The sequence below is a fragment of the Vibrio artabrorum genome (assembly GCF_024347295.1).
In the GTDB taxonomy this organism is placed as follows: Bacteria; Pseudomonadota; Gammaproteobacteria; order Enterobacterales; family Vibrionaceae; genus Vibrio; species Vibrio artabrorum.
This window is the reverse complement of the sequence record NZ_AP025458.1, coordinates 2,580,894-2,597,119: the sequence shown is the minus strand read 5'-3', so window position 1 is coordinate 2,597,119 and position 16,226 is coordinate 2,580,894. Positions and strand designations below refer to the sequence as shown.

At 45.3% G+C, this 16,226-nt stretch carries 18 protein-coding genes and 1 other RNA gene; 11 read left to right on the top strand and 8 right to left on the bottom strand.

What is annotated here, in order from left to right:
• Positions 1–190: 190 nt before the first annotated feature.
• The 4 genes from rpiA to zapA all read right to left on the bottom strand — a co-directional run bounded on the left by rpiA (position 191) and on the right by zapA (position 2,059).
• Positions 191–847, bottom strand: coding sequence for a ribose-5-phosphate isomerase RpiA (gene rpiA, locus OCU36_RS11595; RefSeq protein ID WP_261838130.1), 657 nt, complete (start codon positions 845–847; stop codon positions 191–193).
• Between the two features lie 102 nt (positions 848–949).
• The gene (locus OCU36_RS11590) at positions 950–1,549 is read right to left on the bottom strand and encodes a 5-formyltetrahydrofolate cyclo-ligase (protein WP_261838129.1); all 600 of its coding nucleotides are present in this window, start codon (positions 1,547–1,549) and stop codon (positions 950–952) included.
• 6 nt (positions 1,550–1,555) lie between these two features.
• A non-coding RNA gene (gene ssrS / locus OCU36_RS11585) (6S RNA) lies at positions 1,556–1,739 on the bottom strand.
• 11 nt (positions 1,740–1,750) lie between these two features.
• Complete coding sequence (gene zapA, locus OCU36_RS11580; RefSeq protein ID WP_261838128.1) at positions 1,751–2,059, bottom strand: cell division protein ZapA; 309 nt, start codon at positions 2,057–2,059, stop codon at positions 1,751–1,753.
• Between the two features lie 306 nt (positions 2,060–2,365).
• On the opposite strand from zapA, the gene OCU36_RS11575 reads away from it, so the two are divergent.
• Genes OCU36_RS11575 through OCU36_RS11565 form a run of 3 tightly spaced genes read left to right on the top strand, consistent with a single transcriptional unit; the run spans position 2,366 to position 5,379 of the window.
• Positions 2,366–2,941, top strand: a complete 576-nt coding sequence (locus tag OCU36_RS11575) for a YecA/YgfB family protein (protein ID WP_261838127.1) — start codon at positions 2,366–2,368, stop codon at positions 2,939–2,941.
• A gap of 24 nt (positions 2,942–2,965) precedes the next feature.
• Entirely contained in the window at positions 2,966–4,144 is a 1,179-nt protein-coding gene (ubiH, locus tag OCU36_RS11570; protein ID WP_261839734.1) for a 2-octaprenyl-6-methoxyphenyl hydroxylase, read from the top strand.
• A gap of 11 nt (positions 4,145–4,155) precedes the next feature.
• A complete protein-coding gene (locus OCU36_RS11565; protein ID WP_261838126.1) occupies positions 4,156–5,379 on the top strand; it encodes an FAD-dependent 2-octaprenylphenol hydroxylase in 1,224 nt (407 codons plus the stop codon).
• A gap of 135 nt (positions 5,380–5,514) precedes the next feature.
• On the opposite strand, the gene OCU36_RS11560 is transcribed toward OCU36_RS11565, so the two are convergent.
• The 3 genes from OCU36_RS11560 to ygfZ form a co-directional block, all read right to left on the bottom strand.
• Entirely contained in the window at positions 5,515–5,721 is a 207-nt protein-coding gene (locus OCU36_RS11560) for a DUF1107 domain-containing protein (RefSeq protein WP_261838125.1), read from the bottom strand.
• 553 nt (positions 5,722–6,274) lie between these two features.
• Positions 6,275–6,736, bottom strand: a complete 462-nt coding sequence (locus OCU36_RS11555; RefSeq protein ID WP_261838124.1) for an aminoacyl-tRNA deacylase — start codon at positions 6,734–6,736, stop codon at positions 6,275–6,277.
• 4 nt (positions 6,737–6,740) lie between these two features.
• On the bottom strand, positions 6,741–7,712 hold the full coding sequence (gene ygfZ / locus OCU36_RS11550) for a tRNA-modifying protein YgfZ (RefSeq protein WP_261838123.1): 972 nt from the start codon (positions 7,710–7,712) through the stop codon (positions 6,741–6,743).
• 166 nt (positions 7,713–7,878) lie between these two features.
• On the opposite strand from ygfZ, the gene OCU36_RS11545 reads away from it, so the two are divergent.
• Together OCU36_RS11545 and OCU36_RS20045 are read left to right on the top strand one after the other, a co-directional pair.
• Positions 7,879–8,139, top strand: coding sequence for an FAD assembly factor SdhE (locus OCU36_RS11545; protein WP_261838122.1), 261 nt, complete (start codon positions 7,879–7,881; stop codon positions 8,137–8,139).
• Complete coding sequence (locus OCU36_RS20045) at positions 8,087–8,506, top strand: protein YgfX (protein WP_315972661.1); 420 nt, start codon at positions 8,087–8,089, stop codon at positions 8,504–8,506. The genes OCU36_RS11545 and OCU36_RS20045 overlap by 53 nt, the downstream gene beginning before the upstream one ends.
• A gap of 73 nt (positions 8,507–8,579) precedes the next feature.
• Here OCU36_RS20045 and nadB read toward each other — a convergent pair whose 3' ends face one another.
• Positions 8,580–10,190, bottom strand: coding sequence for an L-aspartate oxidase (nadB, locus tag OCU36_RS11535; protein ID WP_261838120.1), 1,611 nt, complete (start codon positions 10,188–10,190; stop codon positions 8,580–8,582).
• Between the two features lie 388 nt (positions 10,191–10,578).
• Between nadB and rpoE the strand changes: the two genes are divergently transcribed.
• From rpoE to lepB, 6 genes are all read left to right on the top strand, one after another.
• Positions 10,579–11,157 carry an RNA polymerase sigma factor RpoE gene (gene rpoE, locus OCU36_RS11530; RefSeq protein ID WP_008223963.1) on the top strand — a complete coding sequence of 193 codons (579 nt, stop codon included), beginning with the start codon at positions 10,579–10,581 and terminating at the stop codon, positions 11,155–11,157.
• Between the two features lie 25 nt (positions 11,158–11,182).
• Positions 11,183–11,806 carry a sigma-E factor negative regulatory protein gene (locus tag OCU36_RS11525; RefSeq protein ID WP_261838119.1) on the top strand — a complete coding sequence of 208 codons (624 nt, stop codon included), beginning with the start codon at positions 11,183–11,185 and terminating at the stop codon, positions 11,804–11,806.
• Positions 11,803–12,765 carry a sigma-E factor regulatory protein RseB gene (rseB, locus tag OCU36_RS11520; protein WP_261838118.1) on the top strand — a complete coding sequence of 321 codons (963 nt, stop codon included), beginning with the start codon at positions 11,803–11,805 and terminating at the stop codon, positions 12,763–12,765. The genes OCU36_RS11525 and rseB overlap by 4 nt, the downstream gene beginning before the upstream one ends.
• Entirely contained in the window at positions 12,762–13,232 is a 471-nt protein-coding gene (locus tag OCU36_RS11515) for a SoxR reducing system RseC family protein (protein ID WP_261838117.1), read from the top strand. The genes rseB and OCU36_RS11515 overlap by 4 nt, the downstream gene beginning before the upstream one ends.
• A 137-nt stretch (positions 13,233–13,369) precedes the next feature.
• Positions 13,370–15,163, top strand: coding sequence for a translation elongation factor 4 (lepA, locus tag OCU36_RS11510; protein ID WP_261839733.1), 1,794 nt, complete (start codon positions 13,370–13,372; stop codon positions 15,161–15,163).
• A gap of 143 nt (positions 15,164–15,306) precedes the next feature.
• Positions 15,307–16,200: a signal peptidase I gene (lepB, locus tag OCU36_RS11505; RefSeq protein WP_261838116.1), complete on the top strand. Its 894-nt coding sequence runs from the start codon at positions 15,307–15,309 to the stop codon at positions 16,198–16,200.
• Positions 16,201–16,226: the final 26 nt, after the last annotated feature.

Here is a 16,226-nt window from a genome sequence, read left to right as displayed (position 1 = left end):
GAAGCAAATTCACCATTTTGTTGGGAGACAAACGTTTCCTTGTGCGTCTTCTGAACAATAAAGTAACAAAAAAAAAATGTTTTGGGTAAGAAAATTACGGAATAAGACATAATTCTATGGGAAAAAGCAAAAATAACGGCGCCCTTGGGCGCCGTATGTAATGAAACAACAAAAAATGAATATTTTTTATTTATTCCTCAATTTTTGCACCTTCAGGTGTGCCAGTGATCACTACATCAGCGCCACGGTGAGCGAATAGACCGACAGTAACAACACCAGCAATACCATTGATGATGTCTTCTAACTGTTTTGGATTTTCGATCGCCATACCGTAAACATCTAAGATCATGTTACCGTTATCCGTGGTGCAGCCTTCACGGTAAACGGGGTCACCACCCAGTTTCACCAGTTCACGTGCAACGTATGAACGTGCCATTGGAATCACTTCAACAGGCAGTGGGAATTTACCCAGCACATCAACAGCTTTAGTTCCGTCAACAATACACACAAACTTATCAGAGATAGCCGCGACGATTTTTTCACGAGTGAGAGCAGCGCCGCCGCCTTTGATCATGTCGCGTGAAGCATTAATCTCATCTGCGCCATCAACATAAACATCCAGTTTGAAAACGTCGTTGCACTCAAAAACTTTGATGCCTAGTGCTTCCAGTTTTTCAGTAGAAGCGACAGAGCTTGAAACCGCACCTTTGATTTTCTCTTTCATTGTGCCAAGCGCGTCGATGAAGTGATTTACTGTAGAACCAGTGCCAACGCCGACAATGCTGCCTTCTTCAACATATTGAAGTGCTGCCCAGCCCGCTGCTTTTTTCATTTCATCTTGAGTCATGCCATTCTCCTGAATAAGGTATTGTGCTTTGAATTAATCGTTCGCGTATTGAAGTTAACGTTTCTATATTGAGGTTAACGTTTGCGGCGGGATTATAGCGCTTTAATGGTTGTTTTCCCATTGCCAAGTTTTACTCGGAGTCACTATTTTAGGTAACGGAATGTCCCACTCTTTTGTCGGTAAGGTATCGACATGTTGGCAATCATGAGCCAAACCAATTGGCGTTGCGCCACTGCCTGTCTCAAACCACTTCGCCAGAGTGCGATCATAATATCCGCCGCCCATGCCTAAGCGATGCCCTCGAGAGTCAAAACCAACAAGGGGGGCGAAGATAAGGTCGAGTTGATGGCAAGGCTTAACCAGCATTTGATTCAGTTGAGGCTCTACGATGCCATATTTATTTAATACCGTGGGAGTGGTTGGAGAGTAGTGCAGAAACAATAAGTGCCCGCTAGAGAAGGGGTGCAATACTGGTAAATACGTTTGTTTACCTTGCGACCATAACCACTCGATTAAAGGTTGGGTATCGAGTTCGCCATCAATAGAGATATAGAGCGCTATATGCTGAGCTGACTGGATCTCAGTCAGTTGAGCGCACTGCTGGACTAAATCTAAAGCGGATTGAGTTTGCTGTTCGCCAGACAAGGCATTGCGTTTGATGCGGATCTGTTTGCGAAATTCGCTGCGTGTGAGCGTCTGCATAAGAAGGGATACCCCAAAGTGCCGTTGAGAATAGATGGCCCTTGAACCAGCGAGTTCAAGGCGGATCAGCAATGATTACCGTAGGCTTCTCGGTCGGGCCGAGCATGCTCAATAGCACTCAAGTACTAACCCTTAGGGATTGCTTATCGGCTCGGGGACGTAAATCCTCTGACAAACACTCCAGGGTAAATTTTGTGTACGCTATTGCTGTCCGTGCTTAACTTTACTGAGGACATCTGACAGTGATGTCGTGAGCAATTCCATACGCTCGGTCAGTGCGTTTTGTTCATCATTTGCTTCAAACTTTTTCGTTTGTAATTCATAGCAAATATTCAGAGCTGCAATCGTTAGCAGCTTCACTTCATTAGTTACCTTAGTACGTTCAGCCATCTCTTTCAATCGATTATCAAGATCGGCCGCAGCTGCAATCAATGACTCTTCTTGCCCTGGAGGACAATTCACTCGAGTCAGTTTTCCTAATATTTCAACGTCTACCGCTTGATTACTCATGATGGATGAACTCTTTAACGCGCTATTTTAAGGCTTCTGCTCTTTATCTTTTTTTTAAAAGAAAAAGCGCAAGTACCGATGAGGAAGCAATCTCCTCTGAGGGAGAAACTATAGGTAAACCGCTATTAAGATTCAAGCTTTTCAGAGTGACTGTTTGTAAATGAGAGCTTGAGCACACAGTAATTCAGCAAATTGAACAATTGGTAGTCAGTCACTCTTCAATTGCTTGGTATCGACGCTTACCAGAATTGGGGTGAAGTGGTACGATTATATTATCGATATCAAGAATAACTGAGCGAACTACTGATGAGTGAAACGACTTTACCTGATTATCTAACGGTTGCGACTGAACTTCAATCGGCGAGCCTAGCCGTAAACCCAGCTGAGATGCATGGTCTGTTAACGGGTATGTTGAGCGGAGGCTTAAACCTGGCAGATAAAAGCTGGCAACCCCTGATCTTTGATTACACCAATGAAGGCATGGGTTGGCCCGATCGCGCATTAACGCTAGCGGAAGCGACACTCAAAGTCACGAGCAGTGAAATCACCGGTTCAGGCATGGAATTGTCTATGTTACTGCCAGACGAAGACGCAAGTGCAAGCTTGTTTGATCTTGCGGACGGTGTATCAGATTGGATTAACCATTTCATTTCAGGTTTAGGTCTGGTTGGCGCTCAATTGAATAAAGCGTCTGACGATACCAAAGAAGCGTTAGCTGATCTTGAAGAGATGGCAAAGCTAGGCATTGACGAAGATGATGACATGGAAGAACAAGCGCAGCTTCTAGAGCACGTGATTGAGCATGTAAAAGCGTGCGCATTAACGATTCATGCTGAGTTTGGTGCTCGCCCATCTGAAGATTCGGCGCCAACCATTCACTAATTCGCTTGATTGTTTGAGGTTATGATGGCTCAGTATGATGTTGTAATTGCTGGTGGCGCAATGGCGGGGGCAACCTTAGCCCTTGCTCTGAATCACCTAAGCCAAGGTTCACTATCGATAGCAGTAGTGGAGCCTTATCAGGTTGATCATCAAGCTCACCCCGGTTTTGATTCTCGTTCGATCGCTTTGTCTTATGGCACGGTGCAGATCCTTGATTCTTTACACTTGTGGCAATCGATCGCTCCGGTCGCAACCCCGATTAAAGATATCCATGTATCGGATCGAGGACATGCCGGGATGACGGACATCTACAGTGACAATCTGGCTGTTGATGCGCTTGGCTACGTGGTGGAATTGGCGGATGTGGGACGAATCTATCAGCAGAAGCTTGAGGCTGAACCCGCAATTACGATACTTTGCCCTGAGTCTGTCAATAAAGTTGAACGTGAGCAATCGTTCATAACGATTGAGATGACAAGTGGACAAACGGTAACAACTCAGTTGCTGGTTGCAGCGGATGGTGCTATCTCAACCTGTTGTCAGCAACTTAATATCTCATTGAATGAGCATGACTTTGAGCAAGTCGCTGTGATCGCCAATATTATGGCGAGTGAACCCCATCAAGGTCGCGCCTTTGAGCGCTTTACTGAGCATGGACCTGTTGCTCTATTGCCGATGAGTGACAACCGTTTGTCGCTGGTTTGGTGTTTGCCCCCAGAGCAAGCACAAAAAGTGATGACCTTAACTGACGACGAATTTCTTGAACGGTTGCAGAGCGACTTTGGTTGGCGACTTGGTCGACTAGAGAAAGTCGGCAAGCGTGCCAGTTACCCACTGATTCTTCGTCACCGCCAGCAGAATATTTCTCATCGCTTTGCGATTGTCGGAAATGCCGCTCAAACGCTTCACCCGATTGCGGGTCAAGGCTTTAATCTCGGCATCCGAGATGTGGCATCCTTAGCGGAAGAGTTATGTACTCAGTTAGATGATGTGGGGCGTTACCGTGGTCTTGTTAACTTTAGAAAACGTAGAGAACAAGATAGAGACACAACGATCACGCTGACTTCAAGCCTAGTTCATCTGTTCTCAAACAATTTTTTGACCGCTCGCATTGGGCGTAATCTTGGGTTAGCGGTAATCGATAACCTTCCACCACTTAAAGGTCCACTTTTGCGTCATACGCTTGGCCTAGTAAAAAGATAAGGTAGAAAATAATGATGCAAAGTGTTGATATCGCGATTGTTGGTGGTGGCATGGTTGGCCTAGCGCTTGCTGTTGCTCTGAAAGACAGTGACTTAAGAGTCGCCGTCATAGAGGGCAGAGCACCCAATGAAGGGCTGAGTGAACTGCCGGATGTTCGAGTGTCTGCATTGAGTCGTTCTAGTGAAGTCATTTTACGTAACCTAGGTGCATGGCAAGGCATTGAGCAAAGACGTGCTGCGCCCTACCAAGCGATGGAAGTGTGGGAACAAGACAGCTTTGCTCGCATCGAGTTTGACTCGACACGCTTGGCTCAGCCGAATCTCGGTCATATCGTTGAAAACCGCGTGATTCAACTGGCACTGCTTGATCAGGTTAAGCAGCAAGACAATGTCAGCCTGTATATGCCCGCCACGTGCAAAACGATGGCGATTGGTGAAAGTGAAGCATGGTTAACTCTAGACAATGGCCAAGCATTGACCGCTAAGTTAGTCGTGGGCGCGGATGGCGCGAACTCTTGGGTTCGTAAGCAGCAAGATATTCCTCTAACGCATTGGGATTATGGGCACAGTGCGATTGTTGCGAACATCAAAACCGCAGAGCCGCATCACAGCGTTGCTCGTCAAATATTCACACCTCAAGGCCCATTGGCATTCCTACCAATGCAACCGAGCAACATGAGCTCGATTGTTTGGTCTACAGACCCCAATCGTGCCGAGACACTTGTATCTATGTCGGATGCTGATTTTAATAAGCAACTGACGGCTGAGTTTGACTCAAAACTTGGGCTATGCGAAGTGGTGGGTGAGCGTTTTGCCTTTCCACTGCGTATGCGTTATGCGCGTGACTTTGTTGTAGAACGTGTGGCTTTAGTGGGGGATGCTGCACATACCATTCACCCGTTAGCCGGGCAGGGCGTGAACCTGGGTCTATTAGACGCAGCAAGCTTAGCGCAAGAGTTGCTAAAGCTATGGGCCGCAGGCGAGGACATCGGTACCAAGCGTCACCTCCGTGGCTATGAACGCTGGAGAAAAGCAGAGGCGGCCAAAATGATTGCCTCTATGCAGGGTTTTAAAGATCTGTTTGAAGGCGATAATCCAGCTAAGAAGTTGATTCGTGGTATCGGTATGAAGCTTGCGGGCCAGCTGCCTGGCGCAAAAGATGAAATAATGAAAAGGGCGCTCGGCCTATCCGGAAACCTTCCTGATTTAGCGAAACGTCCCATGACTTACCGATAGCCACTCAATAGCTAAGCTGTTGAGTCGTTTTAAAGAATAACTCGCGGCAAAATATGAGGCTCAGAATTAGAATCGCTAAAAAGGGTTGGCATTAATATGCCAACCCTTTTGTTTTTAATTCTTTAGATAATCAGATTAGGCGTATGCGCAACGCAGTTTCATGATTTCATTGTTGATCTCTTTCACGGTTTGAAAGTGACGTTTTTCTGCTCGCTCCGGTAATACGAGTTTGCCATGATCAAACTCAAATTTTCCGACGCCGTAAATGTAGATTCGTCCTTTGAAAAGTCGACTTACATGTTTAGCAATCATACCCGGTGTATAGCGCTTAAACAGTCTCATTCTTAATTATCCTTATATTTACTTAGCCAGCATATTGTAGAAAAAATCCGAAATAATAATTGTGATAAGCGTGGATTAATATGCAGTAGAGTTGACGTTAATTAGATATTTGTGCTGTTCTAAGCACTTTTTGTAGTAAATATCCATTTTTACGTGAGCTTCTCCTCAAAATAATAGTGAGTAAGGAAACCGCCATGAACTTTCCTGTTTAGTTATTAAGCAGTAGAGATGTTACAGATATAAGAATAGGCGTTCTTTTTGTTTTTGTGTAATAAAATTGTAAAATTTAGGCATAAAAAAAGCCCGTCTAAAACGGGCGAATAGTCACAGATGCATTACACAAAAGTGGATGCTGATGTTACTCAGTGGATTCACTTGTACTGATTTGCCTATAGGTTCGTCAGTAAAGTTACCATAACGCAAATTGCATGGTGTGACTACTTATGCCCTTATCTTGACTAAAGAATCATTGATCATACGCTTTTATTACGACGACATTCACACGAAAAATGTATTGAATGAAAAGTTTAGATCAAGTTTGCGAGCGAAAGGATCATCGACTGATGGCCGCAACAATGGGTGTGCAGAGTGCCATAAGATCACCGGGAGCTAGAGCGATACCTGCCATTCGCTCGCCGGAGCTAATGGTAACGGTGGTGTTGTTTTGAATTGAAGGGTCAAAAATGATCGGCATATGCCTCTTTAGCGCAATGGGGCCGACACATCCGACTTGAAAACCAGTAATGGATTCAACATCTTTTAGTGATACGCAGGTCATTCGGCGGCAATTGAGCACTGAGCGCACTTTCTTAGGATCGATAGAACGATCACCGGCGGTACAGGCTAACGCATATTGGTTACCCATATCCTTGAGTAGGATGCACTTCACCATTTGAGAGGCGTCAATGCCTCGCTCTTGCGCGGTCTCTTCGATGCTGGTGGTTGGCTTGCTTTGTATCAGCAGGCGATAGTCCACCTGCTGTTGATCCAGCCATTGTGTAATCAGAGTTTCCACGCGGTTACTCGTCGTTGAGGCTGTAAGGCAATGGCAGAATATTCCATGCTTGATCAGGTTGTGCAGTCAATCGAAGCTGGACATCGTCATCAAGGTTGTTTGGCAGTACCATCAAACCAACCGCTTGGTTATCAGCAAATTGATAGACGTTTAATAGTCGGCCTGCGCCACGCCAGTTCTCACCGACACTGCGCTCCAGTTCAATTGTATTTTCTAGAGACAATGCTTCTGCTGTCGTCCCGGAAACAATGCGCATCTCACGTTTGTTGATGCCCCGATACTTGGCACGAGCAACGGTTTCTTGACCTGTGTAACAGCCTTTTGAAAAGCTGATACCGCCAATCGCTTGCAGGTTAAGCGCTTGAGGGATGTGCTCGTTTTGCTCTGCTTTCGTTACGTTAGGCTGAGCATCAAGAATTTCATGATACTGCCAAAGCGCTTCCGATACTTTAGCTGCTGAGCTGCTCGATACTAAGGTTGCAGCAGCTTGTTCGGTAATGAGCAGTGCCCAACGATTATCCGAAACTTTAACCGCAGTACCACCAGAGAGTGCTCGCACGTTAGCTTGGCTTTCTGAAATAGAGTCAATGTATTGATCCGCTGAAGGGCCCATCACACCGATAACAACGTCAGACGTTTGCTCAATATCCACTTTAGAGAACACGGCGTATTTTTTGATTTCAACTAACTCTCGTTCAATCGCAGATTTAGGCTGCATGAGAGCGTAGCCGCCATTGTGATGGAACAGGCGGAAGATACTCCATACCTTTCCTTTCGCGTCACAGTGTGCGCCTAATGTGGATTCATCATTAGGAAGAGTCACGACATCACACGTTACTTGACCTTGCAGGTATGATTTTTTGTCATCGCCTATCATGGTAATAGCACTCCAATCTGATACGTGTGTCATCATCAGTTCTGGAAGCGATTCATTTTGCGTATGAGCAAGTGGCTGAAATGTGTTTTTCCAATCCATTTTATCTTTCCTAAGCATTTTAGTTAGTCCTATGTTAATCCGGTTCTGTTTCTTTGTCAGCCTAGGTTTTTTGTGAGCTTAGATAGGGACTGTGACTCACACAGTAGTTGCGGAGCGTATGACTTGGTACACTCAGAGAAAGAGAAATTATAGGTGAGGATAGCCAATGTACACCGTAGAGCAGAAAGCACGAATTAAATGGGGTTGCCGTCGTGGCATGTTAGAGCTTGATGTCGTTATCATGCCATTTTTTGAAGAGTGTTTTGATTCATTGCAAGAGCAGGAACAGCGCGACTTTGTTTCTCTATTAGAGTGTGATGACCCAGATCTGTTTACTTGGGTAATGGGACATGGGCGCAGTGAAAATCTAGGCCATGCTTCAATGGTTGATAAAATTGTTGCACATAACCTCAGCAAGGTTCGTTAAGCTTCAGCTTACCCCTTCATATTCCGCATTATGTACAAAAGGCACGCTTTTTGGGTGCCTTTTGTTTTCCATCGTCCTGTCTTCTATCCCTCTGGCGGCTAGTCTCTATTGTTTAGCGCTGTTGATCAATTTGTTCCAAACCAATCATGCGATTCTAAACAGTGCCCATGGATGTTTTGATTACAAAGAAGATGGTGAGATCAGGCTGAATAACCGAACTTACCGACTCAAGTCCGTTGATAAGATCTGGGCGCAGTTCTTCGTTAAATTGCAGTTTGAATGCGGGCACTCGGTATTGCTTTGGCGAGACAGTTGCTGTGAGGGAGAATATCGACACTTTTTGGCGCATTTGCAAAGAGAGCGATAAATAAAGAAAAAGGAGCACTCGGCTCCTTTTCGTTTCATGACTTGTCGCGATTGGCTAATGTGCCTAGTTGCGGTTAGCGCTTCTCTGGCGTCAAAATCGTTGGGCCACTGTCTTCTGCAAGTTCAGGGTAATCCAATGTGTAGTGAAGGCCGCGGCTCTCTTTGCGTTGCATCGCACAGCGAACCATTAGCTCAGCCACTTGCAGCAAGTTACGCAGTTCTAACAGGTTGTTCGAAACCTTGAAGTAGCTGTAGTACTCATGAGTTTCTTGCTGCAGCATCTGAATTCGACGTAATGCACGTTCTAGTCGTTTATCGGTTCGTACAATGCCCATGTAATCCCACATGAATAGGCGTAGCTCATGCCAGTTATGCTGGATAATCACTTCTTCATCACTGTTGGTGACTTGGCTTTCATCCCATGCAGGAAGTTCAGCACAAAGTTGAGATTGTTCGATGTTCTCTACGATGTGTTTCGCAGCTGACCACGCGTAAACCACACATTCTAGCAGTGAGTTTGATGCCATACGGTTTGCACCGTGTAGGCCGGTATAACTTACTTCACCAATCGCGTAGAGGTTTTGCAGATCCGTTTGACCGTCTTTATTGACCATGACGCCACCACAAGTGTAGTGAGCGGCAGGCACGATAGGGATTGGCTCTTTGGTCATATCGATGCCCAAGTCCATCAAGCGAGTGTGGATCATCGGGAAATGCGTTGTGATGAACTCTTCAGGCTTGTGACTGATATCAACATACATGCAGTCTGCACCTAGTCGCTTCATTTCGAAGTCGATTGCACGAGCAACCACATCACGTGGAGCCAGTTCACCGCGTTCATCAAAGTCCTTCATGAAACGAGAACCGTCTGGGCGGCGTAGGTATGCACCTTCACCACGCAGTGCTTCCGTTAGTAGGAAGTTACGTGCTTCTGGGTGGAATAAGCAAGTCGGGTGGAACTGGTTGAACTCAAGGTTTGCCACACGACAACCTGCACGCCAAGCGATAGCAATCCCATCCCCTGAAGAGACGTCTGGGTTAGAGGTGTATTGGTAAACTTTTGAAGCGCCGCCTGTTGCGAGTACAACAAATTTTGCGCGCACGGTTTCAACGTGTTCTTGGTTACGGTTCCAAATATAGGCACCAATAACTTTGTCTTTCGAGCCGCCAATCTTATCTTCAGTGATCAAATCCAGCGCATTGTGGCGCTCGAAAATCTCGATATTTGGGTGATTGTTGACGTTATCTTGTAGTGAGGTTTGCATTGCCATGCCAGTGGCATCGGCAGCGTGCAGAATTCTGCGGTGACTGTGGCCCCCCTCACGAGTGAGGTGATATTTGGGTTGGCCTTCAGTGCTGTTCTCATCTTTATCAAATGGAACACCGCCATCAATCAGCCATTGCACACACTCTTTCGCATTTTCAGCAATGAATTGAACGGTATCTTCTTCGCATAATCCAGCACCGGCAATTTGAGTATCTTCTACATGAGACTCAATACTGTCCGACTCATCGAATACCGCGGCGATACCACCTTGTGCGTAATACGTCGATCCTTCGCTGCGTGGTCCTTTGCTTAATACAATTACTTTTGCATGTTCAGCTACACGTAAGGCTAATGACAAGCCTGCCGCACCACTCCCTACCACTAATACATCACACTGATGTTCACGGTTTGCGTTCATAAAACTTATTCAATCCCAGGCTATAGTCGAGTTGTCCACTCTCAATTGACTTTGTCTTGTTCTAGGCGTTGCAGTAAGAATGTTATAGTCTTCTAATAGTCACCCTAAAACACTACGCAAAATCAAGATATAGACAGCTATCTAGAAATATTTAATTGCTCAATACCGTTGCTTTTGCTCAAATTGCCCTAAATGTATAGGGACATCTATTTTTATTACATCACATTGTGAAACAATAATGGCAAATAATTTTAAGAAAGTTGAACTTTCGGTATTTGGCTCAGTCACAATAATGCTCTTGTAGACGGTGGTGTCAATATTACATTTCTCATAATTAGTACCCATATCTGTGAAGGTAAGGGTGATAACAATAGGAGTACCCGCTCGAATGAACGAGCAGCTAACCGATCAAGTGCTGATTGAGCGAGTTCAGAGTGGAGATAAGCAGGCATTTAACTTATTAGTGGTTAAGTATCAAAACAAAGTCTGTAATCTTATCTCTCGATACGTGAATAATTCCGGTGATGTACCTGATGTAGCACAAGAAGCTTTTATTAAAGCTTACCGCGCGATCCCTAACTTTCGTGGCGAGAGTGCCTTCTATACATGGTTATACCGAATTGCCGTGAATACCGCTAAAAATCATATCGTAGCCCAGAGCCGCAGGCCGCCTGCGACGGATGTCGATGCAGAAGATGCTGAATATTACGAAACAGGCAGTGCATTAAAAGAAATATCGAACCCTGAGAACTTAACGTTGTCAAAAGAATTGAAACAAGTCGTTTTTGGAGCGATAGAAGCGTTACCTGAAGACTTGAAAACTGCAATGACATTGCGAGAGCTCGAAGGTTTGAGCTACGAAGAGATTGCAGAAGTAATGGATTGCCCTGTAGGAACCGTACGTTCGCGTATTTTCCGAGCTCGAGAAGCGGTGGAAAAGAAAATTAAACCTCTTTTACAACGCTAAACTTGTAATAATTATGGTGAAAATAATGGCTGATAAAGAAAAGCTTTCGGCACTCATGGATGGTGAAACGGTCGATAAAGCTCTCATTGTAGATCTCGAATCGGATCAAGAAAGCATGGATACCTGGCAGAGTTATCATTTAATTGGGGATGTCATGCGTGGTGATACGCCAGAAACTCCAGAATGGAACATTGCTCTCAATGTCGCTGCAGCGCTTGATAATGAACCAGTACATGGTTCAATGTGGAATCAGCATCAAGTCAATGTTGAGCCTACTGTCGCCCCTATCGAAGAGCAGCCTAAACCTCAACAAGCGAAGCGTCAGCTACCAGCTTGGTTACAACAGTTTGGACAGGTTGCTGTTGCTGCGTGTGTCTCATTAGTGGTTGTTTTAGGTGTTCAGCAATACGGTGGTAATGACCCCGCAACACCAGAGCAATTACCTGTGCTGCAAACCATTCCATTTTCAGGGTCTGCTGAACCGGTGAGCTTGACACGAGACTCTATCGAGAAGCCTACATCTGAAGCGAATTTGCAAGAACAACGCAAACGCGTTCATGCATTGTTAGAAGATTATGAGCTACAGCTAAGACTAAACAGCAATGCATCGGCGACACAAGATGCACATCTAGAATCGGACATTGAATGAAGAAAATCCTGGTCAGTGCACTGACACTGCTCAGTTTGATATCTCCAACAGCCTTTGCAGAGGAAACCACTGCAAAGGCGTTGTTGCATCAAATGAGCGAGGCCAGTCAGCATCTAAATTATGAACTCTCTTACATATTGATAAAGAAGAACAGCATTGAGCCTTTGCTTTATCGTCATGCAGTAAACAACGACCAACAACTTGCACACCTCGTTTACTTAAGCGGTCCTGTCCGTGAAGTCATTCGACGTGGTAACGAAGTGAGCTACATTGAGCCGGGTACAGAGCCATTTACCATTGAATCTGGTAGCATGGTTGCCCCCGTCATTCCGATGATTAATCGAGATGTCGACGCTCTCAAACAATACTACGATTTCGTAAAAGTTGGTCGCTCTCGTGAAGCGGGTAGCACGGCGCAGGTGTTACGCATCGTGCCGAAAGATGGCCTTCGTTACTCTTATGTGGTTTGGGTAGATGAAAAAACGAACCTTCCTTTACGCGCTGATCTTTTAGACCGTGATGGTGAAGTTTTGGAGCAGTACCGTACAATATCTTACGTGGTGAACGATAAAATTGCGGAGGCGATGGGCGGGTTAAACCAAGCAAAACTGCCGAAAGTTTTGTCGTTACCAGAAGGCTTGGTCAGTGAAACCAATTGGCAAGCGTCTTGGGTTCCTGAAGGGTTTCAGTCAAAAGAGCTCAGTCGTTACCAAATAGCGGCGACCAACCAAATGGTCGAAAGTCAGCTTTTCAGTGATGGACTGTTCAGTTTTTCGGTGTACATTGCTGATAAAGACGAGCATTCATTGAGGGGCCAGTTGGTTCGTCAAGGACGCAGAACCTTACATAGCTTAGTCATTGGTGACAAAGAAATCTCTGTGGTTGGTGATATTCCACCGGCAACGGCAAAGCGCATTGCTCAATCCGTAACGTTTAACCATTCGGTACCAGTGCAATGATGACCGCACTGGCAACGGTTAGCTCAGTCGAACAAAAAGGTAAACACTATTTTGTTCAACTGAGCTGTGAACAACAAACCAGTTGCAGTAGTTGCTCTTCTCAAAAAAGTTGCGGTACAGGTATTGTGACTAAGGCTGTTGGCAATAAGTCTCTGTTTTGGCAGTTGAAAACACAAAGCCTGGTGAGAGAAGGGCAAATCGTAGAGATAGGTTTCCCCGAAAAAAGCCTGCTTCAGTCGGCGGCCATTGTTTATCTGATTCCACTTTTCATGTTGATGATAGGTGCTGGTTTTGGGCAACTCTTATTACAACCCTTACTCGATGGGGGGGAAGGGGTGATTATACTCAGTGCTGCACTATTTACTGCTGGTGGTATTGCTTTAGCGAAGCGCTTAGCTAAACCCATGGAAGATAAATCCAAGCAGGAAGTCGTCTTGATTCGAATTCTAGGTGAGCCTCTCGTCTAATTTATGATGCGTCTTGCCCTTAAATTGGGTAGAATCTGCCAACTTGATTGAAATGCCGCCACCAATGCAGAATACAAATTGGAAGCATGGCGGTTTTCTTATTATCCCTATTCAAAGAGTTTAGTCACACCAAGCCTATGAAGCACATTCGTAATTTTTCGATAATCGCCCACATCGACCACGGTAAGTCGACCCTTTCTGACCGCTTAATCCAAGTTTGTGGAGGGTTAAGTGAACGTGAGATGGCAGCTCAAGTCCTCGATTCTATGGATATAGAACGCGAGCGTGGTATTACCATTAAAGCGCAAAGTGTGACTTTGGATTACAAAGCTAAAGATGGTGAAACTTACCAACTTAACTTTATCGATACTCCTGGACACGTAGACTTCTCTTACGAAGTCTCTCGCTCTCTCGCGGCTTGTGAAGGCGCGCTACTTGTCGTGGATGCTGGGCAAGGTGTTGAAGCACAAACTCTAGCAAACTGTTACACCGCGATAGAAATGGAGCTGGAAGTCGTGCCAATCTTGAACAAGATTGACCTGCCAGCGGCTGAACCTGAACGTGTAGCTGAAGAAATCGAAGAGATCGTTGGTATCGACGCGATGGAAGCGACGCGCTGTTCTGCGAAAACCGGTTTAGGTGTTGAAGACGTTCTTGAAAACATCGTAACGGCTATCCCACCACCGGAAGGTGATCCAGAAGCGCCTCTACAAGCGCTGATCATCGACTCTTGGTTTGATAACTACCTTGGTGTTGTTTCTTTGGTTCGTATTAAAAACGGTAAGCTGAAGAAGAACGACAAGATTAAAGTGATGTCGACAGGCCAAGTTTGGGGTGTTGACCGTCTCGGTATCTTCACACCTAAGCAAATCGACACAACGGAGCTAAATACTGGCGAAGTTGGTTGGGTTGTTTGTGGTATTAAAGACATTCTTGGCGCCCCGGTTGGTGATACGTTGACGCTGGCGAAAGGCGGCTGTACAGAACGTCTACCTGGCTTCCAAAAAGTGAAACCTCAGGTGTATGCGGGTCTATTCCCAGTATCGTCTGATGATTATGAAAACTTCCGTGACGCACTCGGTAAATTAAGCCTTAACGATGCATCACTGTTCTACGAACCAGAAAGTTCAGCAGCACTTGGTTTTGGTTTCCGTTGTGGCTTCTTAGGAATGCTTCACATGGAAATCATCCAAGAGCGTTTAGAGCGTGAATACGACCTAGACCTGATCACGACGGCACCAACCGTAGTGTATGAAGTTGTCAAAACAGATAAAACGATTTTGTACGTTGATAGCCCGGCTAAATTGCCAGCAATTAATGATATAGAGGAAATTCGTGAGCCTATCGCTCGTTGTAATATCCTGGTTCCGTCTGACTACTTAGGTAACGTGATCACCTTGTGTGTAGAAAAACGTGGTGTTCAAGTTGATATGGTTTACCACGGTAAACAAGTCGCTGTGACATACGACCTACCAATGGCCGAGGTGGTTCTAGACTTCTTCGACCGTTTGAAGTCAACCTCACGTGGCTATGCATCATTGGATTACAACTTCCAACGCTTTGAAATGTCTAAGATGGTTCGTGTCGACGTATTGCTGAATGGTGAAACGGTTGATGCATTGGCGATCATTACTCATAAAGACATCGCACAGTCTCGTGGTCGTCTACTGGTTGAGAAGATGAAAGAGTTCATCCCTCGTCAAATGTTTGATATCGCGATTCAAGCCGCAATTGGTAACCACATCATTGCTCGTTCGACAGTGAAACAACTGCGTAAGAACGTGATTGCGAAGTGTTACGGTGGTGATATCAGTCGTAAGAAGAAACTTCTTAAGAAACAAAAAGAAGGTAAGAAGCGCATGAAGCAGATCGGTAATGTTGAACTGCCTCAAGAAGCGTTCCTAGCAATTCTTCACGTTGGAAAAGACTAGATATCAATCGTACTCGCTGTTTACAAAATTGGATAAGCAGTGAGTGAACATGGTTGAACCGCATTAGAAATATCAAGCAGAGTGAAAGAGTTATGCTCTTTCACTTTCGTTATTTTTAAAGAAATGAAATTTAAGGGATATCAATGGCTAATACATTTTCGCTTATCTTAGTGATCGTAACTCTAGTGACCGGCATTGTATGGACGTTGGAGAAGTTGGTGTGGGCGAAGAAGCGCCAGCAAAAGCTTGCTGACGTTGAAGCACAATCAAATGGTCTAGACGCTGAAACCAGTGCCAAAGTTACAGCTCAGCCTTGGTGGGTTGAAAATAGTGTGTCCATTTTCCCCGTTATTGCCTTTGTTTTGGTTTTACGCTCATTTATCTATGAACCGTTTCAGATTCCGTCAGGCTCAATGATGCCAACACTGTTAGTGGGTGACTTTATCTTAGTTGAGAAGTACGCGTACGGTCTAAAAGATCCGGTATGGCACACTCAATTGGTAGACATAGGCAAGCCAGAACGTGGCGATGCCATTGTATTTAAGTACCCACTTCAACCGAGTATCGACTACATTAAACGTGTTGTTGGTATGCCTGGTGATACCATTCGTTACAGTAACAAAGAGATCTGTATTCAAGCGAAAGGGACAAGCCGCTGTGAAACCGTGAAGCTCAATCATGTTGAAGAGAGTCCATTCACCCAAGATGGTGTGCCTTTGATTCAGATGAAAGAGCAGCTTGGAGACGTGGAACATCAGATTCTAGTGAATCCATTGCGTCGCGATCGTGTTCAAGCATATCAGCCTCGTCATGGTGTCAACGAGTGGATCGTTCCAGAAGGCGAGTACTTTGTTATGGGGGATAACCGTGACAACAGTGCAGACAGCCGTTACTGGGGCTTTGTCCCTGAAGCAAACCTTGTTGGTAAGGCCGTTGCTATTTGGATCAGTTTTGAATTCGAACGCGGTACTGACAGTATACTTCCAGCATGGATTCCTACTGGTGTGCGTTTTAATCGCATCGGTGGGATTCATTAATCGATCACATACTACATCGAGAGAGC